The organism is Candidatus Magnetominusculus dajiuhuensis (genome assembly GCF_046044395.1).
In the GTDB taxonomy this organism is placed as follows: domain Bacteria; phylum Nitrospirota; class Thermodesulfovibrionia; order Thermodesulfovibrionales; family Magnetobacteriaceae; genus Magnetominusculus; species Magnetominusculus dajiuhuensis.
Window position 1 is genome coordinate 1 of record NZ_JBJUSG010000056.1, and the last position, 21246, is coordinate 21246.

General features: G+C 47.3%; 20 protein-coding genes, 1 tRNA gene and 1 other RNA gene. 12 read left to right on the forward strand and 10 right to left on the reverse strand.

Annotated features, from left to right (window positions below):
* Nucleotides 1–417 precede the first annotated feature (417 nt).
* Both AB7D94_RS09085 and AB7D94_RS09090 read left to right on the forward strand, forming a co-directional pair.
* Nucleotides 418–642 (forward strand): BrnT family toxin, encoded by a 225-nt coding sequence (locus AB7D94_RS09085; protein ID WP_420265524.1) that lies wholly within the window; start codon nucleotides 418–420, stop codon nucleotides 640–642.
* Nucleotides 605–946 (forward strand): BrnA antitoxin family protein, encoded by a 342-nt coding sequence (locus tag AB7D94_RS09090; RefSeq protein ID WP_420265505.1) that lies wholly within the window; start codon nucleotides 605–607, stop codon nucleotides 944–946. Before AB7D94_RS09085 ends, AB7D94_RS09090 begins: the two co-directional genes overlap by 38 nt.
* 29 nt (nucleotides 947–975) lie before the next feature.
* Here the strand turns inward: AB7D94_RS09090 and AB7D94_RS09095 are convergent, their stop codons facing one another.
* Nucleotides 976–1185 (reverse strand): hypothetical protein, encoded by a 210-nt coding sequence (locus AB7D94_RS09095; protein ID WP_420265506.1) that lies wholly within the window; start codon nucleotides 1183–1185, stop codon nucleotides 976–978.
* A gap of 193 nt (nucleotides 1186–1378) precedes the next feature.
* On the opposite strand from AB7D94_RS09095, the gene pbpC reads away from it, so the two are divergent.
* The 8 genes from pbpC to AB7D94_RS09135 all read left to right on the forward strand — a co-directional run bounded on the left by pbpC (nucleotide 1379) and on the right by AB7D94_RS09135 (nucleotide 8854).
* Nucleotides 1379–3526, forward strand: a complete 2148-nt coding sequence (pbpC, locus tag AB7D94_RS09100) for a penicillin-binding protein 1C (RefSeq protein ID WP_420265507.1) — start codon at nucleotides 1379–1381, stop codon at nucleotides 3524–3526.
* 142 nt (nucleotides 3527–3668) lie between these two features.
* Complete coding sequence (locus tag AB7D94_RS09105; protein ID WP_420265508.1) at nucleotides 3669–4859, forward strand: YhjD/YihY/BrkB family envelope integrity protein; 1191 nt, start codon at nucleotides 3669–3671, stop codon at nucleotides 4857–4859.
* Nucleotides 4860–4965: 106 nt separating this feature from the next.
* Nucleotides 4966–5042: transfer RNA gene (locus tag AB7D94_RS09110), tRNA-Asp, on the forward strand.
* Between the two features lie 266 nt (nucleotides 5043–5308).
* On the forward strand, nucleotides 5309–6031 hold the full coding sequence (locus AB7D94_RS09115; RefSeq protein ID WP_420265509.1) for a creatininase family protein: 723 nt from the start codon (nucleotides 5309–5311) through the stop codon (nucleotides 6029–6031).
* A 137-nt stretch (nucleotides 6032–6168) separates the two neighbouring features.
* Entirely contained in the window at nucleotides 6169–6354 is a 186-nt protein-coding gene (locus AB7D94_RS09120) for a hypothetical protein (RefSeq protein WP_420265510.1), read from the forward strand.
* A 93-nt stretch (nucleotides 6355–6447) separates the two neighbouring features.
* Complete coding sequence (locus AB7D94_RS09125; RefSeq protein WP_420265511.1) at nucleotides 6448–7095, forward strand: flavodoxin family protein; 648 nt, start codon at nucleotides 6448–6450, stop codon at nucleotides 7093–7095.
* A 221-nt stretch (nucleotides 7096–7316) separates the two neighbouring features.
* Complete coding sequence (locus tag AB7D94_RS09130) at nucleotides 7317–8327, forward strand: coiled-coil domain-containing protein (protein WP_420265512.1); 1011 nt, start codon at nucleotides 7317–7319, stop codon at nucleotides 8325–8327.
* A 149-nt stretch (nucleotides 8328–8476) separates the two neighbouring features.
* Complete coding sequence (locus AB7D94_RS09135; RefSeq protein ID WP_420265513.1) at nucleotides 8477–8854, forward strand: hypothetical protein; 378 nt, start codon at nucleotides 8477–8479, stop codon at nucleotides 8852–8854.
* Between the two features lie 6 nt (nucleotides 8855–8860).
* Here AB7D94_RS09135 and thpR read toward each other — a convergent pair whose 3' ends face one another.
* From thpR to AB7D94_RS09175, 8 genes are all read right to left on the reverse strand, one after another.
* Nucleotides 8861–9433, reverse strand: coding sequence for an RNA 2',3'-cyclic phosphodiesterase (gene thpR, locus AB7D94_RS09140; protein WP_420265514.1), 573 nt, complete (start codon nucleotides 9431–9433; stop codon nucleotides 8861–8863).
* Nucleotides 9433–9897, reverse strand: coding sequence for a phosphatidylglycerophosphatase A family protein (locus tag AB7D94_RS09145; RefSeq protein WP_420265515.1), 465 nt, complete (start codon nucleotides 9895–9897; stop codon nucleotides 9433–9435). Before AB7D94_RS09145 ends, thpR begins: the two co-directional genes overlap by 1 nt.
* On the reverse strand, nucleotides 9887–10303 hold the full coding sequence (locus AB7D94_RS09150) for an OsmC family protein (RefSeq protein ID WP_420265516.1): 417 nt from the start codon (nucleotides 10301–10303) through the stop codon (nucleotides 9887–9889). The genes AB7D94_RS09145 and AB7D94_RS09150 overlap by 11 nt, the downstream gene beginning before the upstream one ends.
* 15 nt (nucleotides 10304–10318) lie before the next feature.
* Entirely contained in the window at nucleotides 10319–11098 is a 780-nt protein-coding gene (locus tag AB7D94_RS09155; RefSeq protein WP_420265517.1) for a TIGR00282 family metallophosphoesterase, read from the reverse strand.
* An 8-nt stretch (nucleotides 11099–11106) separates the two neighbouring features.
* Complete coding sequence (gene rny / locus AB7D94_RS09160; protein WP_420265518.1) at nucleotides 11107–12669, reverse strand: ribonuclease Y; 1563 nt, start codon at nucleotides 12667–12669, stop codon at nucleotides 11107–11109.
* Complete coding sequence (locus AB7D94_RS09165) at nucleotides 12662–13921, reverse strand: replication-associated recombination protein A (protein ID WP_420265519.1); 1260 nt, start codon at nucleotides 13919–13921, stop codon at nucleotides 12662–12664. The genes rny and AB7D94_RS09165 overlap by 8 nt, the downstream gene beginning before the upstream one ends.
* A gap of 360 nt (nucleotides 13922–14281) precedes the next feature.
* Nucleotides 14282–14465, reverse strand: a non-coding RNA gene (gene ssrS / locus AB7D94_RS09170) — 6S RNA.
* A gap of 287 nt (nucleotides 14466–14752) precedes the next feature.
* A complete protein-coding gene (locus tag AB7D94_RS09175; RefSeq protein ID WP_420265520.1) occupies nucleotides 14753–16810 on the reverse strand; it encodes an ATP-binding protein in 2058 nt (685 codons plus the stop codon).
* Between the two features lie 303 nt (nucleotides 16811–17113).
* Here AB7D94_RS09175 and AB7D94_RS09180 point away from each other — a divergent pair, with 303 nt between their 5' ends.
* Nucleotides 17114–18532: a histidine kinase dimerization/phosphoacceptor domain -containing protein gene (locus AB7D94_RS09180; RefSeq protein ID WP_420265521.1), complete on the forward strand. Its 1419-nt coding sequence runs from the start codon at nucleotides 17114–17116 to the stop codon at nucleotides 18530–18532.
* Nucleotides 18533–20269 (forward strand): ABC transporter ATP-binding protein, encoded by a 1737-nt coding sequence (locus AB7D94_RS09185; RefSeq protein WP_420265522.1) that lies wholly within the window; start codon nucleotides 18533–18535, stop codon nucleotides 20267–20269. It abuts the gene before it with no gap.
* A gap of 124 nt (nucleotides 20270–20393) precedes the next feature.
* Here the strand turns inward: AB7D94_RS09185 and AB7D94_RS09190 are convergent, their stop codons facing one another.
* Nucleotides 20394–20687, reverse strand: a complete 294-nt coding sequence (locus tag AB7D94_RS09190) for a hypothetical protein (RefSeq protein ID WP_420265523.1) — start codon at nucleotides 20685–20687, stop codon at nucleotides 20394–20396.
* Nucleotides 20688–21246: the final 559 nt, after the last annotated feature.

Below are 21246 nucleotides of genomic sequence, written 5' to 3' on the forward strand. Positions count from 1 at the left end.
GCTTTCAAAAACCCTTTTATCAATAGGTGCAAATTTCTATATCGGAGCTTGGGTAGTTTAAGCGTGTTTTTATATTTCTATATGGTAGAATAAACTATGGTATTTAAATTTCTATGCAGTATCAGCTGCTGTAGGCCGCTTAACTTGTATAGTGGGGGGATATTTTATGCTCATTTCCGAAGATCAATAATAAAGAACAATTTGCACAATAAACAAAATGAAACATTTTGTATAGGGTACCCCCTGTAAATGCCAGTAAACCCGAATATTTATTGAAGGCCGAAAAGGCCAAAAATAGACAAAACGGTGAAGGCGCGGCGTGTCCCCCTTTTTTTGCCTTGACAAAAACCACGAATGTGGTTACAATAAGGCATGATATTTGAATGGTCAGAGCCGAAGCGGCTTGCCGTTTTGAAAATGCGTGACCTTGATTTTTTCGACGCGCAGTCTTTGTTTGATGGAAGGTGTTTATACACCTTCCCTTCGCCAAGAGGCACGGAGGAAAGGTGGGTCAGCGTAGGAGAAATGAATGGACGACTTATTGCCGTTGTGTGGACGCGGCGTGATGACGCCGTTCGCATTATTACTATGAGGAGGGCGAGAGATGAAGAAAAAAGAACATATCGTGCGCTATACGTCTGAAGAGCTTGCCGCTATGTGCGCGCGCGGCGAGAGCCTTACCGATTGGGCGAAGGTTGATGCTATGACGGAGGAAGAGCTGGAGGCCAGTATCGCCGCAGACCCCGACGATGTGCATGAGCCATTGGACTGGAGTCAAGCATTTGTCGGTTTGCCCCCGGGCAAGAAGCACATCAATATCCGCGTGGATGCTGATGTGCTTGACTGGTTTCGTAGCAAGGGCAAGGGATACCAAACTTACATGAACAGCGTGCTTCGCGCGTTTGTGGCGAAGCAAGGCGCAGGAAAAGTTGGCAACAGGCTGTGAGCGAGCGCAAACACCTTACAGGGCTTTTTTCAAGACAGTTTGAGCTTAGGGGGTGGCATATGGACTAAAAGTTTGCCGCCTTCAGAGTAGTGCGTCGGTATACCGAGTGCGTCATTTTCGGCGACTGCCTTCTTTGCCGCTCTTGTAAACGACTTTTGCGCCAGCGCAATCAACGCATCAGCATCATCAAAGATGCTGTCGTCATCAATAGATGGCGTATGCTTCACCGCGCGCTTCACGTGATTTGCTCCTGCAAGCGATACATGACTTATTGTAGCTTTTTTTGCAGTTTTTTTGCAGAAGTAATTTATAGATAATTATAGGTGTCAGGTTAGTAGTGCGGGATTTACGGGGTGAAGGGGAGGTTACCTCCCCTTCGTCGTTAATCCTTATGCCGTTTAATTGAGTACATGTTATAATATTCATGGAACAATGAATAGAAAAAACCTCACACTATTTATCGTAGCACAGGCGCTCGTGTTGGCGCTTTTGGGGGCGGCTTATCTCGTGTTTTTCTCCGGTGGCGGCACACAGCCGTCGTTTCAGCAGGTCAAAGACTCATACAGACCCTCGGAGGCCGTCCTGCTTGACAGGAATATGGAGGTAATCCATGAACTAAGGGTTGACGCGAGGGGGCGGCGACTTGCGTGGCAGCCGTTGAAAGACATATCGCCCGCCGTCCTTCAGGCAATAATCCACATAGAGGACAAGAGGTTTTACGCCCACCACGGTGTGGACGTCTTCGCCATCGCCTCATCAGCCCTCAAATCAGCAGCGCGGCGCGGCGCCAGTACCATAACCATGCAGCTTGCCTCTGCCCTGAACGATGGATTCAGGCCAAAAAAGGGGAGGCGGTCATTCGCCCAGAAGATAAGCCAGATTAAGGCCGCCCTATCCCTTGAGCGCAGATGGTCAAAAGACGAAATCCTTGAAAGCTATCTGAATCTGGTTACTTACAGGGGAGAGCTGACTGGCATTGGGGCGGCGTCAAGGGGGCTTTTTGACAGGGAACCATCAGGGCTTACGCAGTCTCAGTCTCTTGTCCTTGCCGCCCTTGTGGGGGCACCAAATGCCTCGTATCAGGCCATAGGGACGCGGGCATGTCTGTTTGCAAAGGGCCTTAAATGGGATTACTCCTGCGAGCAAATCAGACAGTTGGCCTGTGAGACACTCTCAGTCCCCTATCAAATCAGGTCTCGAATTGCCTTTGCCCCGCATGTGGCACGGCTTTTGATTAAGAATGCTCCGGTAGTTTCAACGCTGGACGGTGAGCTTCAGCGTGTCGTGTTGGAGAGGCTTGACAGACACCTGATTGCCCTTAAAGACAGCAATGTTTCAGACGGTGCGGTGCTCGTCGTGGAAAATAAGACGGGTGAGATACTGGCCTATGTGGGAAACGGCGGCGGGGTGTTGTCAAGCGCCGTGAAAGTTGATGGCGTCAGGGCGCGGCGCCAGGCAGGGTCAACCCTAAAACCATTCCTTTATGAATTGGCGCTTGAGCGCGGGTTTTTAACGGCGGCTTCGATTCTGGATGACTCCCCGCTGAGGATTCAAACGACGTCGGGGCTTTTCATCCCTCAAAACTATGAAAAGGATTTTAAGGGACAGGTAAGCGTAAGGACGGCGTTGTCGTCATCTCTGAACGTGCCGGCTGTCAGGGTTTTAGAGATTGCGGGGCTTGAGGCCTTTACCGACAGGCTCAGGGCGTTGGGCTTTAATGGCTTAAAGGAGGACGCGGAGTTCTACGGCTATGCTATCGCGCTTGGCTCTTTGGACGTAACCCTGCTTGAGCTGGTAAACGCCTACCGCACGCTTGCCAATGGCGGCGTGATGGGAGAGTTGACCCTGACTGACAACCCTGCCCCGGCAAAGCCACGGCAGATACTGGACAACAGGGCTGCCTATATAATATCAAACATATTGTCTGACAGAGGGGCAAGGAGCCTGACCTTCGGCTTTGAGAATCCCCTTTCGACGAGATTTTGGACGGCCGTTAAGACCGGCACAAGCAAGGACATGCGGGACAACTGGTGTGTGGGATACTCTGACCGCTATACGGTTGGCGTGTGGGTTGGAAATTTTTCGGGAGCGCCGATGAGAGACGTAAGTGGCGTAACCGGCGCGGCACCGCTGTGGGTAGATGTGATGAGTTATCTCCACAGCACGGCCTCGTCAAAGGCACCCGCGCCACCGCCAGGCGTTACCTCTGAGATTATCAGATTTGAAGACGGCGTAGAGCCAGACCGGCGCGAAGTATTCATAAAGGGCACAGAACCCAACTCAGGGGATAAGCCTGCCCCCGCGGTAGTCAGGCTCAACAGAGAATATGAGACCCCCCATATAACCTATCCACCCTCTGATACAATAATAAGCCTTGACCCGGACATCGGCGAGGCAAATCAAATAGTAGTTTTTCAGTACATCCCACAGTATGAACGCCTCACATGGACGCTAAACGGTGAAAGGCTCAGCTCACAAGGGTCGCCCCGTCTGTGGAGGCCCCAAAAGGGAAACTACACGCTTTCCATTGTGAACAACGAAAAGATAGTACTTGATACAGTATCATTTCAAGTCCGGTAAGGCGGGGGGATTTAGGCACTTTCGGGCACTTTATTTAGCCGCCCCATGTATGATAGGATTATGGTATGCGGGAGATTATTATATCCAGACGGCTCAGGCCTTGAGTAATATCAGCAATTCTATTTCAGGTGGGCGCAGAGGCGTGAGCAGTCCCGCCGAATTGTTAATTGTTTTTGTCGAATCCATAAAATCGTTTATAAAAAACAATCACATCATCTACTCGGCCGCTTTGGCCTATTACGGGATTTTTGCCTCAATCCCTATGTTGATTCTTGCCGCTTTATTATTAGTGGGCTATTTCACGTCTTCTATGGGGGCTATTGATGGGCTGAAGAGGATTATTTCTATTGTGCTGCCGCAGCAACAGGACATAATCCTGAAAGAGGTATATACGCTCTCAAACCTGAAGGGGAGCTGGGGCGTTGTTGGCGTCATTGCCTGTGTCTGGTCTATCACACCCCTGATGTCCACACTGAGGGTTGTCTTTGCGAACATCTTTAAGGAAGACAACCGAAGGCCTTTTCTTATAGGAATAGCCATAGATGTTGTAATAGTATTTTTATTCCTCCTGATTCTCATATCCCTCGTCGTTGGCGAGATTGTTTACTCACATCTGCTGGCCGTTATTTTTAACCATATCCCGTTCGTTTATCAAATAATCGGCCTGAGTACAAACCTGCTCATATCAATAGTCGCCCTTATCGCTTTTTTTTATGTGTTAATACCTGTACGAACCGGTTTTTGGAATATCTTTGCCGGTGTGCTGGTGACATCTTTATTATGGTCTGTTGTGAAGCCAACATTTGCGTATTTTGTCGTTGCCAATCCCCATTTCGGGTTTGCCTTTGGCTCTCTGAAGGCAATTTTAGTGATAATCCTTTGGGTATATATGTCGTTTTTTATCCTGCTGATAGGGGTAGAGTTTACCGCGAATATGCACAGAAAGGGCATTGTTTCACTGAAGTATTTAATTGAAACACACCCAAGCGGCAAAATCCACAACGATATGCTCTATAAATACGCCAGATCATACAGAGCCGACACTGTTATTTTTCAATCCGGAGACACTGCCGGCGAAATGTACTATATCCTCGGCGGTGCGGTTCAGATAACCGAAAACGGCCACATTATAAGCGAACTCAAAGAGGGGCATATCTTTGGAGAAACCGGCATGCTGCTGCATTCCAATAGGACAAAAACCGCGGCGGCTGTATCGGACAATACCATCCTCCTTCCCATTAACTCAGAGGATTTTGATGCGCTCTCAAAAAGTGACCCGCAAATGGTTCTGCTTCTGCTTAAGGAGATAGCGAGAAAACTTGCCTGCTCATAGGTCATCCCAAGCGAAGACCACCTGAAAATATTATAGGGATTTGGGTAAAATAAAATCGTTGCCATATTAATAATAACTATGTTACATTACATTGCAGACGATGTAAGGGGTGGTAGTTCAGTTGGTTAGAACGCCGGCCTGTCACGCCGGAGGTCGCGGGTTCGAGCCCCGTCCACCCCGCCATACAAAATCGTTATATATCAGTGAGTAATCTGCAGCATCAGATACCACAAAACGCCTTGCCTATTCCTACTATAAATAGTGTCATGTCAACCGTCTATTGATTGCATAGGTATCTTGTGATTTTTTTTCAAATGCGATTGCCCTGTGTTTATACGAGGAAAGTTGACACAGAGAACCCGCTGATGGTACATTCAAGAGAGTTGGATTTTCCAAGCCTTACTGAACCAAGACAGATTTTGCCTGAATAGGCCAATAAGGAGTAACCAATGATACTTCAGGACTGCACAATGGCGGAATTCACAGAATATCTCCAAAAGACAAAGACGATTGTGTTTCCTTTTGGCACTATTGAAGAACACGGTAGTCACTTACCGTTAAGTACAGACACGCTGACCATAGAAGAGGCAGTTCATTTAGCAGGGAAAGAACGTGATTTCTTTCTTGCCCCTCCAATCCACTATGGTGTATGTACTTCTAATGGCAATCATCCGGGTACTATAAGGATAACAGCCAAAACGTTGAGGCATTTGACCTTAGACCTCGTTAGAGACGCATATACAAAGGGATTAAGGAATTTTCTGCTAATTTCTGGACATGGCGGTAGTCTTCATATGGAGGCCATTAAAGAGGTGTCAGAGATATTAATCCATGAGTTAGATGATATAAGGCTTGCGGTCTTCTCGCCTTACGAAATGCTTATAAAGGAACTTTTTGGCCTATGTGAGACAGAAAACGACGGCCACGCCGGGGAGCTTGAGACATCTATGGTGCTTGCCATATCTCCCAACCTCGTCAAAGGAAGAGCAAAAGAGGAATACCCACAGTTTCCTAAACCGTTCATAGTCAGAGACAAAGTAAAATACTGGCCTGGAGGCGTATGGGGTAATCCTGAGAAGGCGTCAATTGAGAAGGGTAAGAAGGCCATTAAAATCATTTCTGATAAGATCATAGAATTGATAGATAGGATTGAGCAGGGTGAGGAATTTTAGAAGGTGGTGGCCGCTGAGAGGATGGGGAGGCAGTTTTGGGTTGTGATGTGGTATAATTGATATAAGGTGCCAGCGGCAATTAAGGGACCAGGTAATTCTAAGCCCAGTTGCACAATATTGTGAATTAGGAGGAGAACATGAAGAAGAAAGTTCAGAAGCGGATCAAGCCCCGAATTGGTATTGAGGCTCTCATTCGTATCAGGAAAGGCGGCTTCCATGCCACAAAGAAGTCGAAGTCAAAAGATCGAAGGCCAACCAACTGGCTGAGTTATTTAGACGATGGATTGAGTTCTCTTAATGAGAGAGTTCAGTCCATCGCCTAACCAACGGCCATGCAGTAATCCTTGACGGCACATAATGGCCATTGATAGGATAGGTTGTCCACATGATAATCCTAAGCCATACAGGAGAGTAACATGAAGGTAATGGCTATAAATGGAAGCCCAAGAAAAAACTGGAACACGGCAACATTGCTTCAAAAGGCCCTTGAAGGTGCAGCCTCATGTGGAGCTGAAACAGAACTTATTCACTTATATGACCTGAGCTTCAAGGGATGCGTAAGCTGCTTTGCGTGTAAAACCATAGGGGGTAAAAGCTACGGCAAGTGCGCTGTTGCCGATGACCTGACAGCGGTCTTCCGCAAGATTGAACAGACTGATGCCATTATCTTGGGTTCACCTATCTATTTTGGCAGTGTCTCTGGAGAAATGAAATCATTCATGGAACGTCTGCTGTTTCCGAATCTTACTTATACTGATCCACCGCAGTCGCTCTTTCCTAATAAGATTAGAACAGGCTTCATCTATACAATGAATGTAACGGAAGAACAGATGAAGGAGTGGGGATACGTTCAATTATTCAGCCATCATGAGAGATATCTCAAGATGATATTTGGGGAATCCGAGTATCTCTGCTGCTTCGACACTTATCAGTTTGATGATTATTCAAAGGTTGTTTCAACCCGCTTTGATCCTGAGAAGAAGTCAAGGAGACGACAGGAGGTATTTCCTGCTGATTGCGAGAAAGCCTTTCAGATGGGAGTAAGGTTTGCTGGTGGGCGGTGATGCTTGAAGAAATGTATATTGACCCACCCATGCGGTTAGAATCCTTATTTTTGCCAGTTACCAGTTAGGTATAAAATGTACCTGACTAAGGGGTTACATCTCAGGCACGATATTGTAGAAATGAAAGTGATTTCTGTGATAGTATAATACGACTCCAGTCTCATTGCAGTAAATGGAATGAGTTGAAAAGAGGAAAGTAAACTAAAGCGGGGGAATGATATATGGAAAAGGACATGTCAAAAAGCACGAAAAATGAGATACTGGCTGCCTATAACGAGTTATTGGCCAAAGTCAGGGAGCAAAAAACCATTGATAGGCAGGTTGAAAAGAAGAAACATGAAGAGAAGGAGATCGTAGAGGTTGCATCGGATACCAGTATGGAGAAGATTGTAAAGAACCTTGCGAACATCAAAGTTGATATCGTGAATTCGCTTGACGGCCTTGAGGAGAAACTAATTGCTGAATATAAAACTCTGACTGGCCTTCAACATGCTATTAGCATTGAAAAGAGAAATCTCGAAGAAGTGCATGAAATAGCGGTCAATGCTGACAGCCTCGCGGCATTGTTGTTGGCTCAGAAGGAGAGAAAGGAGAAGTTTGAGTCGGAGATAACTCAAAAGAGACAAGCTCTGGAAGACGAAATAACCGAAAGGAGACTTCTGTGGAAAAAGGAGCAGGCGGAGTACGAGGCAACGACAAAAGAAAAAGATGCTCTGTCCAAAAAAGAGAAACAGCGTGCCGAAGAGGAATATAACTACAGTTTCCAGTTAAAGAAGAAAAAGGAATCCGATGAGTACGAAGCTAAAAAGGCAGCCCAAGAGAAAGAGCTTACAGAAAAACGCGAAGCCTTTGACAGGGATATAGCAGAAAGAGTGTCTGCACTTGAAGCAAAGGAGAAAGAGTATAACGAGTTAAAAGCCAGGGCTATATCATTCCCTTCGGAACTCGAAAAGGCTGTCAAAGATACAGAGAAGGCGGTTCTGAGTGGACTGGAAGTAAAATATAAGCACGAGGCAGCACTTCTATCGAAGGAAATTGAGGGCGAGAGAAAACTCAATAAACAGATGGTTGCATCTCTGGAGGCTAAAATCAAGGAGCAGGATGAGATGATCCGCCAGCTTACGCAAAGGGCAAGCGAGGCTGGACTTCAGGTGCGAGATATTGCAGTAAAGGCTATTGAAGGTGCTTCAGGGCAGCGTGTGATTATAAGGGAACAGGAAAAGGGGGAGTGAACCACGTTTCTTTTTTATAAGAGAACGGCTATCCTCACTATGGATTAGGTAGGCTGAGAAGTCTACCACTTTATATAAACTACTGCTACACTTTATCTGCGGATAGCCTAGTTAGGATGGCTTGATACTCTGAAACGGGAGATAGAAATATGGAACAAGTGTCGGCTGACAATTTTCTTATAAAGGCAATAGATATACCCCAATTGTGTGAAGTTATCCATAGTATAATGGAAAGATATAATGTATATCTTGGGGTTAATGTAGTTGTGGTTGTAATAAACTGTCTTGATGAGCAATGCACTACAGTCATAGACAATATAAAGCACGAGATGAGGAGGTTTTATCCTTCAATTATTGATAACGATACCTTAATTCAAATAGAAAAATTCTACAATATGCGTCTTTTGGGAGGGATATTTTTACCTAAAATAAAGACTTATGAGAGCCTCTTGTCTATTGAATTTGGGCTGCCCGCCGACAAGACAGGGAATTATCCCCTCGTTGGCGGCTTCCGGAACTCAGGCTAAAGGCTATTATGACACAGTCTGGTCGAGTGGAAAACTTTTCAGCCGCGTATATTGCGCCCCGCCCGGCGTTAATTCGCTTCTCATCAGCGCTATCTCCCGCACATCGCAGACCCCAAAGTCCTTGTCCGAAATGGCGCATAGTTTTTCATAGAGGGGTGTATAATCCCGCAGGCTTTTCACCCGCGCAATTGTCAGGTGCGGCGAAAAGGGTCTGCCTTCCTTTTTGATGCCAATCAGGGACAGTCCTTCTTCGATGTCAGCGGCAAGAGAGTCTAACTCAGGGGATTTCGTCACGCCTGTCCAGATTATATCAGGCCTTTTCAGGCTTGAAAATGCGCCGATTGTCCTTAGTTCTATCTGAAAGGGTGCGTAACCCGCGGTGAGTTCCTTCAGTGTTAGTGCAATTTTATCTACCGCGCCTTCGTCCAAATCACCAAGAAATTTTACTGTGAGGTGAAGGTTTTCCGGCCTTACCCATTTGACGTCGGCACGCAACGGCTTGAGTGTGCCGATAGTATGCCCTATCGCGGCCCTTTGGGCCCCGGATATGTCTATTGCTATAAATGTCCTCTGCGTCATCAGAAAAACCTCATCCTCGTCGCTATCTGCAAGATTATATTTACATATATACCCGCGGCCACATCGTCAAGCATTACGCCCAGGCCACCCTTTATACGCTCCATGTAATTTACTGGAGGGGGTTTTATTATGTCAAATCCCCTGAAAAGAAAAAACGCCAGCACCAGGACAATAAAACCCTTAGGCACGTATAATATGGAGACGAAAAACCCCGCAACCTCGTCTATTACGATGCGGTGGCTGTCTTTCTCGTTAAAGTACCCCTCAGCCACATCGGCAGCCACCGTGCCCACTACGATTACAGCGGCGGTTATCATAAGGAGCGTGAAATCCGTGGGCCATAACGCCACAAAAAATACTAACGCCGCCAGCGTCCCAAACGTACCCGATGCAACCGGGGCGTAACCCACAAACCATACCGTCGCTATTGTTGATAGTATTTTTTGCGGCAGGCTACTCTTCAATTATTTTGTGCGTGTACTCAACCGGCACGCCACCATTGATTGTCGTCTTTACGGAGCAGTACTTTGTCATTGAAAGCTCAACGGCGCGCTTTACGGCCTCATCTGAAATGTTCTTCCCTTTGACAACATACTCTACAATGATTTTCTGAAAGCGTTTCGGATGAGTTGCCACCTTGTCGCCTGAGACGTTGATTTCAAACCCCGTGACTTCCTGTTTCTTCTTCTTTAGGATTGAGATGACGTCCATGGCGGAACATCCCCCTGTGGCGATTAACAATAGCTCAGACGGTCTCATGCCGGTGTCCTCTCCACCGCTTTCATGGTCGGCGTCTACCACTATGGCGTGCCCGGAGTCGGCCTCCGCCACAAATTTCATCCCATTGACATAGGTCAGCTTTGCCTTCATAAAAAAAATCCCTCCTTAATCGTGAAGCATTAATCGCTTTATCGCCGATGCGCGGCCAGTTTCGTTGTCAATCTGAATAACGACGGCACAAAAAATACCCTTTCCCGTGGCAACCTCGTATTTTACGGGGATTTGAGTCAAAAATTTCTCGACTATCTGCCCAACATTCACCCCTATGACACTCACGGCAGGGCCAGTCATTCCAACATCGGTTATGTACGCCGTTTGATTGCTGAGGATTTGTTCGTCCGCCGTTTGAACATGCGTATGAGTGCCTATGATGGCGCTGACCTTGCCGTTGAGATAGTAACCAAGCGCCTGCTTTTCAGATGTCGCCTCCGCGTGCATGTCAACTATTATTATGTTGGTGTGCCTTTTTATCTCCTCTATGGCCGGTATAACCGTCCTGAACGGGCAGTCCGACGGTGCCATGAACACCCTGCCTGTGAGATTGACAACCCCCGCCTTCAGACCGTTTTTAAGGCCGTAGATTATGCTGCCAAACCCCGGCACACCCGGTGCGTAGTTCAACGGCCTTAGAATCCTGTCCTCTTTTGAAACGTATGAGACGGCCTCTTTCTTGTCCCACACATGGTTGCCCGTTGTAATGACATGCACGCCGCAGTCGAACAACTCTCGCGCGGTTTTTTCAGTTATCCCAAACCCGCCCGCGGAGTTCTCGCCGTTGGCGATGACGAAGGATACGTCTTCTTTTTCAACAAGCTCTGGCAGATAATGCCGCACCAGCACCCTGCCAGGCCTTCCTATAACGTCCCCGATAAATAAAACGTTCATAAAGTCCCCTATTTGGCGTACTCTACGAAACGGGCCTCTCTGATAACCATAATTTTAATCTGCCCGGGGTAGGTCATCTCTGATTCTATCTTCTTTGCGATTTCGCGCGAGATCAGGTGGGACATCTCGTCGGTCGTATCCTCCGGCTTCACTATGATGCGCACCTCTCTGCCTGCCTGAATGGCGTAACACTTTTCCACACCCTGGTAGGACATGGCTATCTCTTCCAGTTTTTCGAGGCGTTTAATATAGTTCTCAATGCTTTCACGCCGTACTCCGGGGCGGGCTGCCGATAGGGCGTCTGCCGCCGTTACCAGCGCCGACTCCACGCATATAGGGTCGCCATCGCCGTGGTGGACTAGCATGGCGTTGATTATCCTTTCATCCTCGCCGTATTTCCTTGCAATTTGGGCGCCGATTTCGTGGTGCGCCCCCTCAAACTCATGGTCAACCGCCTTGCCTATGTCATGAAGAAGGCCGGCACGTTTGGCCAGCTTTACGTCGGCCTTCAGCTCACCGGCCATCATGCCGGAGAAGTAGGCCACTTCGCGCGAATGCTGAAGTACGTTTTGCCCGTACGATGTCCTGTATTTAAGCCTGCCCAACAGTTTGATAAACTCTGGATGCACGCCCGTAAGCCCTAAATCAAAAACGGCCTTCTCGCCCTCTTCCCTCATGGCGTTGTTGACCTCTTTGCGAACTTTCTCCACTATTTCCTCTATTCTTGCGGGGTGAATCCTGCCGTCTGATATAAGGCGCTCAAGCGAAATCCTCGCGATTTCACGCCTTACCGGGTCAAAGCCCGACAGCGTTACCGCCTCAGGTGTGTCGTCCACGATGAAGTCCACGCCGGTTGCCGCCTCCAGTGCCCTGATGTTCCTGCCTTCTCTGCCTATTATGCGGCCCTTCATCTCTTCATTTGGCAGGGAAACGGCCGTCACGGTTGCGTCGCATACGTATTCACCCGCATATCTCTGTATGGCAAGGCCGATAATATTACGCGCCTTCTTTTCAGATTCGTCCTTTGCCTCCTGTTCTATTTGTTTTATCAGTTTGGCTTCCTCGAATCTTATCTCATTTTCCACCTTTTTCAGCAGCAACGCCTTGGCCTCTTCTACGGTCATGCCGGAGAGTTTTTCAAGTTTTTCGGTCTCCATCTGTATGAGCTTGTCGTATTGCTTTTCCTTTTCGGCAAACTGCTGCTCTTTTCTGATGAACTCCTTCTCTTTTCTCATCAGTTCGCTGTCTCGTTTTTCGAACTGGTCGAGTTTCTTGTCCAGGTTTTCCTCTTTGTGTCTGAGGCGTTTTTCCATTTGGCTGAATTCGTTCTTTTTTTCCTTGACTTCTCTTTCAGCCTCGGCCTTTGTCTGATAACGGAGGTCTTTGGCCTCGACAAGCGCCTCTCTCCTGACCCTCTCAGCTTCTCTTTCCGCGTCTCTCAGTACGTCTTGTTGTTTGAGTTGCAGCTCTTCAAATCTCTTCTTAAAAACACCCTTGAAAAAGAGCGACATGGCAGTACCCGCCGCCGCCCCCGTGATTATAGCTATCAGCACGTATACGATACTATTCATTTGCTGTGTGCCTCCTTTGTTGTAGCCGATTTTTTATCTCAATTTCATAACCCTGTGAAGACGGTTCATAAAATACCTTTGGATTCGTTAAATATGACTGCTCTACATAATGCCCCGGATAGTCATGTGGATATTTATAGCCCGGCGCGCCAACCCGCAAGTGCAGAGGGACTGGCTGTATCTGTTCGTTTCGCACCGCCGCTGCCGCCGCCTCCACGGCCATATAACAGGCATTGCTCTTTGGTGCCTGCGCTATGTATATAGCCGCCTGACAAAGGGGGATACGCCCCTCAGGCATTCCTACCCGCTCTACCGAAAGGTATGCCGCCGCGGCAACCCCAAGCGCCTGCGGGTCTGCGTTTCCTACGTCCTCGGAGGCGCATATGATTATCCTCCTTGCGATAAACAGAGGGTCCTCACCAGCATTCAGCATCTTGGCAAGCCAGTATACAGCCGCGTCGCAGTCTGAACCCCTCATGCTCTTTATAAAGGCCGATATAGTGTCATAATGCTCGCTCTCATCATAGTACGGCGTCTTGTCGGAAACCGTGTCTTTGATTACATTCAGGTCTATGGTGCTTAACCCCACGTGCCTTACCGACAGGGCGGCCAGCTCAAGGATGTTAAGGGCGCGCCTTGCGTCTCCTGCGGCCATCAGGGCCACGTAGGATAAGGCGTCTTCAGCCAGGCTTAGACGGCCCTGATATCCCCTTGTATCTGTCAGCGCCCTTTGTAGGATTGCCTTTATATCTTCGGTGGATAGTGGATTAAACCTGAAAATCATCGTCCTTGATGCAAGCGCCGGCGTAAGGGCGAATGACGGATTTTCAGTTGACGCCCCGATTAAGACAATCCTGCCGGATTCGATGTGGGGCAAGAGGGCGTCCTGCTGGACTTTGTTAAAGCGGTGAATCTCGTCAACAAATACGATGGTTTTAGAGGTTGAGGCAATAGAAACGGCCTCTCTGATTTCTTTGATGCCCGATGTGACGGCGTTAATCTCCACGAAAACTGATTTGGTCTTGTCGGCAATAATGTGCGCGGTGGCGGTTTTGCCAGTTCCCGGAGGACCATATAGCACGAGGGATACGATTTTGTCGTCTTCGATAATATTGAGCAGCGCCTTACCCTTTGAAAGAATATGTCCCTGCCCGGCTATCTCAGATAAATCCGCAGGCCTCAGCCTCCAGGCCAGCGGTGCCTCGCGCTCCTCACCCCCAACCCCGCTACGATGTCCCTTAAACAAATCCAATGTATATAGTCCTTAAATAAATTCTTAACTACGGGCAATGCCCGTAAACCGCACATCTGCTACGCGGACTAACGCAAAACGCAAGGTCAATCGGGCACGGCAGGCGAGATTTGATTGGAGATTCAGTAACCCTGTTAATAAAAACAGCAAATCATAACTTTTCAGACCACCGTTGCCGGGCCTGCTGGCCCGCCGGTTGTTATTTATCTGCAAACTATAACGTTATAGTGTTATAGGGTTAACAGTAAAATCTCTTCCTCAGCTCCATTGCTCCTCAGCTCCCTCGCTTCTTTTGCCCAATTTGCCCACTTGTCCAATTTGCCCACTTGCCGGTGCTGCACGCCATCATCTATATGTATAATCAAACCCGCCCTTGCGGTGTACACAAGAAAGTTAAGTCCCTGTTTTCACAGGTGGGTGCCGAAAAGGGCGCGTTGGGCTTCCGCAGCGTGCGGCATGCTCTCTGAGCGCCCTTACTAAGGCTCCCTATACTCATGTAAGTCGGAATAACTTCCTCATATAATCACCAGCAGGGCAGGCAGTCTTGCCCTTCTGTTATATATATAACAAAAAATCACTGTAAAGTGCAAGTAAATTCGGGTCGGTGTCAGAAAAAAGGGATGGGGGGTAGAGTTTTTTTGTGTGATACCAAAATGCGTTCACAGGGGTAAGAAGATTTCCATAAAAATCGAATCATCCTGAGCCTGTCGAAGGATGCTCCTTTTCTTTCACACGTTCCCACAACTCGGGAATCCTTCGACAAGCTCAGGATGATTCATGACCTGTTCCACAGGATGATTCATGGCCTGTTCCACAGGCGTTTAAGTGTTGTTAATATAAGGCATTGTTAATTGGGAGTTTTATCGTAAACGTGCTACCGGTGCCCTCAGTGCTTTCAACTTCTATGCCGCCGTTGTGTTTTTTAACTATTCCAAGGCTTGTTGATAATCCCAGGCCGGTTCCGGAGCCTACGGGTCTTGTCGTGAAAAACGGGTCAAATATCCTGTCACGAATTCCAGGGGGAATTCCATTGCCGTTGTCGCTTATCTCTATCAGTATGATTCCATTTTCTTCATGGGTCATTATCCTAATCTCTCCTTTTGCCTCAATTGCCTGGCACGAGTTTATCAGTATATTCATAAAGACCTGGTTTAACTGCGAGCTGTAACATCTGATTAACGGTATCGTGCCATAATCTGTTACCACTGAAATTCTATCTCCGAATTCGTGGGTGAGCAGGTTTATGGTTACCGCAATGGATTCGTTGATGTCTGTATCCAATACCTCGGCCCTGTCCATTCTCGAATATGTCTTTAAATCCAACACTATTTTTTTTATCCTGTCCAGGCCGATCTTAGACCTCCCGATCATCTGCGGCGTTCTTCCCCTGATGTAGTCGTAGTTGCACCCTTTTTTTATCGCGTCAAGCTCAACTCTTATGCCCACGGGGATTTCAAACGCGCTGAAAGTCTCGATTAACTTCACGAATGAGTTAACAAACTCCATCAGTTTATTCATATTTGTGATCAGAAACCCTAAGGGATTGTTTATCTCATGCGCAACCCCTGCAACGAGTTGTCCAAGGGATCTCATCTTTTCAGAGTGTACCAATTGCTCCTGGCTCTGCTTCAGGTCATCGTTGGCAGATTGCAGTTGTGCAACCAGTTCCTCAAGCCTTTTTCGGGACATGTTCCTGTCTATCATTCCTGATAAGGCGTTAGCTACTGAGATAAGATAATTCTCTGTCCCTTTATCCCTGCAAAAACCCTCCCTCACATGTATGTTGATTACACCAAGCGGTTTATCCCGCAGCTTAATAGGGACACAATAGTCTCCATGGGGAATCATTTTGGAATACCGTGACGTGTGGCGGGAGTCTAAAGAGTCGGTAAAGACTACTTCCCCTGTTGCAAGGGCCATACCGCAAAGACATCTCCCCCATGGCACAGAGGTACAAATCCTTATCTGATCGTCGCTCAGGCCCCGGCTTACCTTCATGGCAAGCGCCCCGGCAGACTCATCATAGATAAATAAACATCCTGACTGCGTGGAAAGACCCGGTAGCGACAAAATCAGGGAAAGTACCCTGTCCAACTGCTCCTCAAAACTGATATCCTCCATTGATATCTGCAATATCGAGTGCAACGTGTACAGAAAATAGTGGTCCTGCTCTATCCTTTCAATGGTGTGTATATAATCGTTTAACGACTGCTTTACGAACTCAGTTGAGTCTATAAACTGAATTCCATAACATTTGTCGAATTTCTCCTGTGCAATATTTTTTATTATCCCATGAATTTGCAGATGTTCATTTGCATGGTGCATTGATATCAGGAGGAAAACCTCCGATCCTAACTGGAAATTGCTACAAAAACCAATACCTGTCTCACTGGAATACTCTTTTTTCAGAGTCAGTTTACATCCACCGAGGCTGATATTGGTTATAGTCCCATCAAGCGTGACGCCCTCATGGACAACATTCGCCGGCAAGATACATTCGACCCTCTTGTGGCTGCGCATACTATACTCTTCCACGGTTTCAGGGTAATCTATGATGATAAAGTCTATGGGTTTTTCTACAATATCCATTATCTTAGACCTGAAGCTGTAGATAACCCCGCTGGACAAAAAAGTGGCAAACACGGCGGCATCTTTGACTAAAGCACCCTTATCCTCAGTGGAGACTATCTTCAGCAGTATAAAGCTGCCGATATCTATATCCATTACCGACGTTTGTATTTTTATTGGCGAATCAACGAGGTGAACCTGCACCACCCGGCCTAATTTCAGGCGGGACATGTTGCCGTCGAAGAAATTCAGACTTTTGTCCTGTTCAATATTATTGACAAGCGCCCTGCCCCCTTTTGATGCGCCATCAGGTGTTACCATAGCCCTCTCATTATTGTTCACTAAGGTTCACTAAGGTTCACTAAGGTTCACTAAGGTAAGATGTTTCACTAAGCGACCTCTGCCGATACAATAACACAAAAATGGGTTGGAAGTCTATTGATTTGTGAGGCGATACGCCCCCGCCACTTTTTTTTGACGCATACACGGGACATTTCTGCTTTGCTGTGACACGGGACATCATAAACAGTGGATATATCGCTTCGAAATACTGTACAATGTATGATGTGGCTGGTGAGTTTGTGATCAGGCGCGTGTGCAACGGCATAAGAGATGCCAAAAGAGATGCCAAATAAGATACTCATAATAGATGATGATGTGGAAATCTGCAAAACCCTTCCGGGTATTTTTCAGGAGCAGGGGTTTTTCGGGACAGCCACAGCGGGCAGTGCCAAAGATGGGCTGGCCCTTATGAGGCAGGGCCGCTATGACGTCGTTGTGATTGACATAGTACTTCCCGATATGAGCGGCACGTCATTATTGAAAGAACTCCGAAGGATTAATCCATGCGTCGTCTGTATCATAATTACCGGACATGCTGACTTTAACAATGTCTATGAGGCAATTAAGGCTGGCGCTGATGGTTTTTTCACTAAACCGTTTCCTGTTGAGGAGGTTCTGCAGAGGATAAACGACTCTCTCCAGCAGAAATGTCTCCAGAAGCAGCTCATAGAATCGGAAGACAGGTATCGAAACCTTGTTCAGAAGTCATCTGAGGGCATATGTAATCTTGACATGGATGGGAAAATCGTGTTTATTAATCCCGCGTGCCTGAGTATGTTGGAGAAAGATGAGCAGGAGCTTTCAGGAGTGAAATACGTTGATGTAGTAAATCCAAAGGACCTTGCGCAGGTGGAGGATGCCGTTGAATGTGCAAAAAAGGGCATTAACGTATCTCTTCAATATGAGATATCCACTTTTTCCACAAACAAGTGGGTCGAAAGCACCATCACCCCCATCAGCAATGACACGGGCGCGGCAGTGTCGAGCATTCTCATAATATCAAGAGACATCACAGGGCGAATCAACCTGGAGGCACAGCTACAGGCCACGATAAACGAAAAGGAAACCCTTTTACGCGAAATCCACCACAGGGTAAAAAACAACATGCAGGTGATAATCAGCCTGCTTAAGCTGCAGTCGGCTTACCTGAAAGACAGTTGCAATAGGGAGATGTTTAAAGACTGCGAAAATCGCATCAAGGCCATGGCAATCGTCCACGAACGCCTCTACAGGACAAGCGACATGACAACCATTAATTTTAAATACTACGTAAAGCAGGTTGCAAACGAGATGATGTCCTCATATCTATGCGGCAACCGGAGCATTACTTTAAAAATAACCGGCGAAGACTTTATCCTGGGTATAGACACGGCGGTACCTTGTGGCCTAATCATAAACGAGCTGCTGTCAAACGCGATAAAACACGCCTTTACCAACATGTCGGCTGGCGTTATTAAAATAATCTTCAAGTCAATCCGCACTGGTGAGTACGAGGTTACGGTAAAAGACAACGGAGTTGGCATGACCGGGGACCTTGACCTTGGGGCGTCAAATACACTCGGCCTGACGCTGGTACATATGCTGGTTGAGACCCAATTGAAAGGAAAATTCTACTACAAAGTAGACAGCGGCACGGAGTTTCATTTTACATTCACAGAAATAAGACACAAAAGGCTAGACCATGAACATAAACTATCCTGAATGAATACGGCACAAAAAATCATAGCGACCACGAGGCCATACTGGGGGCAGTCGTTTACCGCTCTGGCCTTTGGGCTGATGGGGTCGGCCGTTATGGGGGCAATCGCGTGGCTTGTAAAACCTGCCCTTGACCTCGTTTTTGTGGATAAGAAGATGCAGTACATGATATGGATACCCATAGGGGTCGTCGTGTTGTTTACTGTGAAGGGGTTGTTGCACTTTGGCCAGCAGTATCTGATGAAACAGGCCGGCCTTTCGCTTATCAGGGATACGCAAAACAAGCTGCACAATCATATTCTGCACATGCCGGCGGGATATTTCGACAAAGAGGCGTCGGGGATTTTAATGTCGAGGGTTATAAACGACGTAAAGATGATTAGCGCGCTGTTTGACGAGGTACTCAGGGCGTGTATAATTGAGATTCCAAAGATAGTGATTCTTATGGGGATAGCCTTCTACAGGAAGTGGGACATGACTGCCGCGTGTCTTTTGATTGTCCCCGTGTTTGCCTATAGCGCCAGGAAACTTGGTAAAAAGGTAAAGCAGCGAAGCCACGAGGCGCAAAAAAACGTTTCCTACCTGACCCACAGACTTGGCGAATCCATCACCGGAATCAAGGTAATAAAGGTATTCAACCGCGAGGGACTGAGAAACGAGAAGTTCACCGGGGAAAATAAGAACGTTTACAGGGAAAACGTAAGGGCTATAAGATTTAAGGAGATAAATAAACTGGTAATAGACTGCCTGACGGGGCTTGCCATAGGTTTTGTGCTGATATACGGGGGAAGGCAGGTTGTCACGGGTATTGTTACACCGGGGGATTTTGCCTCAATACTGACGGCTATATATCTGGTGTTTAGTCCGATTAAGCAGGTGGGAGAGTCCTATACGACCCTTCAGGGGGTTTTGGCCGCGATGGAGCGAATTGAGCACGTGCTGAATACAAAAATAGAGGAAACTGGTTCGATTAAGATAAAGGAATTCAAGGACGGGATAAGTTTTGAAAATGTCTGGTTTGAGTTTGCCAAAGACACGCAGATGGTGTTACAGGACATAAGTCTGCACGTACGGGCGGGGGAGGTCATTGCGATAGTTGGCCCAAGCGGGGCGGGCAAGACGACGATAGCGCATCTGCTGCCGCGTTTTTACACACCGACAAAGGGGCGCATAGCCATTGACGGCGTGGACATACGGGAAATGGACATACACTGCCTGCGCGCCCTGATAGGGATAGTAAGCCAGGACATCATCTTGTTTAATGACTCGGTAAGGGAGAACATCGCCTTTGGCAATCTCGACGCCTCAGTAGGGGGAATAAAGAGGGCTGCCGATATGGCCTTTGCAAGTGAGTTCATAGAGAAGATGCCCCAGGGGTATGACACTATTTTGGGTGAACGCGGCATGACGCTCTCCGGTGGGCAGAGGCAGCGCATAGCCATAGCGAGGGCAATACTGAAAAATCCGCCCATAATGATACTGGATGAGGCCACATCGTCGCTGGATTCGGTATCTGAGGCACTGGTACAAAAGGCCCTTGAGGGCCTGATGAAAGACCGCACGACAATAGTAATTGCCCACAGGCTTTCAACGATAAAAAACGCGGACAGAATTGTAGTCCTCAAAGACGGCAGAATTACAGACGTCGGTACTCACGAGGAGCTGCTCACAAAAAACGAGACTTATCGCAGCCTGTATCACACGTTTGCCATGACAGAAGACGAAGATAAACAAAGATAGCCTTTAATTACGAGGTCAAGGAGGGTTACCCTCCTTGCGGGAGTTTGAGGGCAGCGCCCTCATTATTTTAAGAGATTTGTTTCGTTGAAACTCCACAATTGAACCAACGGCCAGTTGACGGGTACTACGGGTGCGGCGTTATGGCCAAAATGGTAATTTGTTCTTTCCCGGGGCCATAGTGCCAAAAAATACGATATGCTGCGGGTGTGGATTGCTCTGCATATGCAACAAAGACCTTCTCTCCATTAGGGCCTTTGAGTGTTGTAAACTCGTGAGTATTTAACCCTGGGTGTTTTGGATTTTGAGCAAGGAGACGAATAGCCTTTTTAACAGCGTTGCGTCTTTTTGCTAAACCTTTGTCGAACTTAAGCTTGGCTAGCTGGTTTTTGGCATTGTTAGTAAAAAAGACTTCTAACAATGGCCTTCCTACAATTCATCAAGGTTTAGCTTTTGAATTCTACCGGCTTTGGAGTCTTCCAACCCTGCCACGACGCTTTCAAGGGCTTCGGGATTGTCATATAGCCATTGTTCCGAGGGTGGAATGTCCACTTGGTCTTTAAGCAATGTGTTTGACGTTTCCATACATAATAGTAAGCCTTTTAGAATATCCGTGTCAAGAGGTCCATCCAGCCCCAAGCTCCGATATAGGAATGTACACCTTTTCCCCAGAAATCGGGGATCCTTCGACAAGCTCAGGATGATTCAATTGTTGAAGAGATATTCCTATGTTGGCGGGATATTCTTACTTCTATGACTTCATTTTAGTATTAGCTTATCGAATCATCCTGAGCCTGTCGAAGGATGCTCCTTTTATTTTACCTTTCAGGTGTTATGGCATATCGTCCTAAACCCTTAAATTATGAGGGGTTTCTCCTCTTTTCACTTCTCTATATCGGATTTAGGGTCCACCCAGGGAGAAATGTTACTATGTAAGCGTCTAAATAACTACACCCGTTGATTTCCCTGCGAGGGCATCC

Excerpts from the sequence above, each read along its gene's own strand:
- AB7D94_RS09130 (WP_420265512.1), top strand. The coding sequence starts at position 7,317 with ATGGAAAAGGACATGTCAAAAAGCACGAAAAATGAGATACTGGCTGCC.
- rny (WP_420265518.1), bottom strand. The coding sequence starts at position 12,669 with ATGAATAGTATCGTATACGTGCTGATAGCTATAATCACGGGGGCGGCG.
- AB7D94_RS09135 (WP_420265513.1), top strand. The coding sequence starts at position 8,477 with ATGGAACAAGTGTCGGCTGACAATTTTCTTATAAAGGCAATAGATATA.
- AB7D94_RS09150 (WP_420265516.1), bottom strand. The coding sequence starts at position 10,303 with ATGAAGGCAAAGCTGACCTATGTCAATGGGATGAAATTTGTGGCGGAG.
- thpR (WP_420265514.1), bottom strand. The coding sequence starts at position 9,433 with ATGACGCAGAGGACATTTATAGCAATAGACATATCCGGGGCCCAAAGG.
- AB7D94_RS09180 (WP_420265521.1), top strand. The coding sequence starts at position 17,114 with ATGCCAAATAAGATACTCATAATAGATGATGATGTGGAAATCTGCAAA.
- AB7D94_RS09125 (WP_420265511.1), top strand. The coding sequence starts at position 6,448 with ATGAAGGTAATGGCTATAAATGGAAGCCCAAGAAAAAACTGGAACACG.
- AB7D94_RS09115 (WP_420265509.1), top strand. The coding sequence starts at position 5,309 with ATGATACTTCAGGACTGCACAATGGCGGAATTCACAGAATATCTCCAA.
- AB7D94_RS09155 (WP_420265517.1), bottom strand. The coding sequence starts at position 11,098 with ATGAACGTTTTATTTATCGGGGACGTTATAGGAAGGCCTGGCAGGGTG.
- AB7D94_RS09085 (WP_420265524.1), top strand. The coding sequence starts at position 418 with ATGCGTGACCTTGATTTTTTCGACGCGCAGTCTTTGTTTGATGGAAGG.
- AB7D94_RS09185 (WP_420265522.1), top strand. The coding sequence starts at position 18,533 with ATGAATACGGCACAAAAAATCATAGCGACCACGAGGCCATACTGGGGG.
- AB7D94_RS09120 (WP_420265510.1), top strand. The coding sequence starts at position 6,169 with ATGAAGAAGAAAGTTCAGAAGCGGATCAAGCCCCGAATTGGTATTGAG.
- pbpC (WP_420265507.1), top strand. The coding sequence starts at position 1,379 with ATGAATAGAAAAAACCTCACACTATTTATCGTAGCACAGGCGCTCGTG.
- AB7D94_RS09175 (WP_420265520.1), bottom strand. The coding sequence starts at position 16,810 with ATGGTAACACCTGATGGCGCATCAAAAGGGGGCAGGGCGCTTGTCAAT.
- AB7D94_RS09090 (WP_420265505.1), top strand. The coding sequence starts at position 605 with ATGAAGAAAAAAGAACATATCGTGCGCTATACGTCTGAAGAGCTTGCC.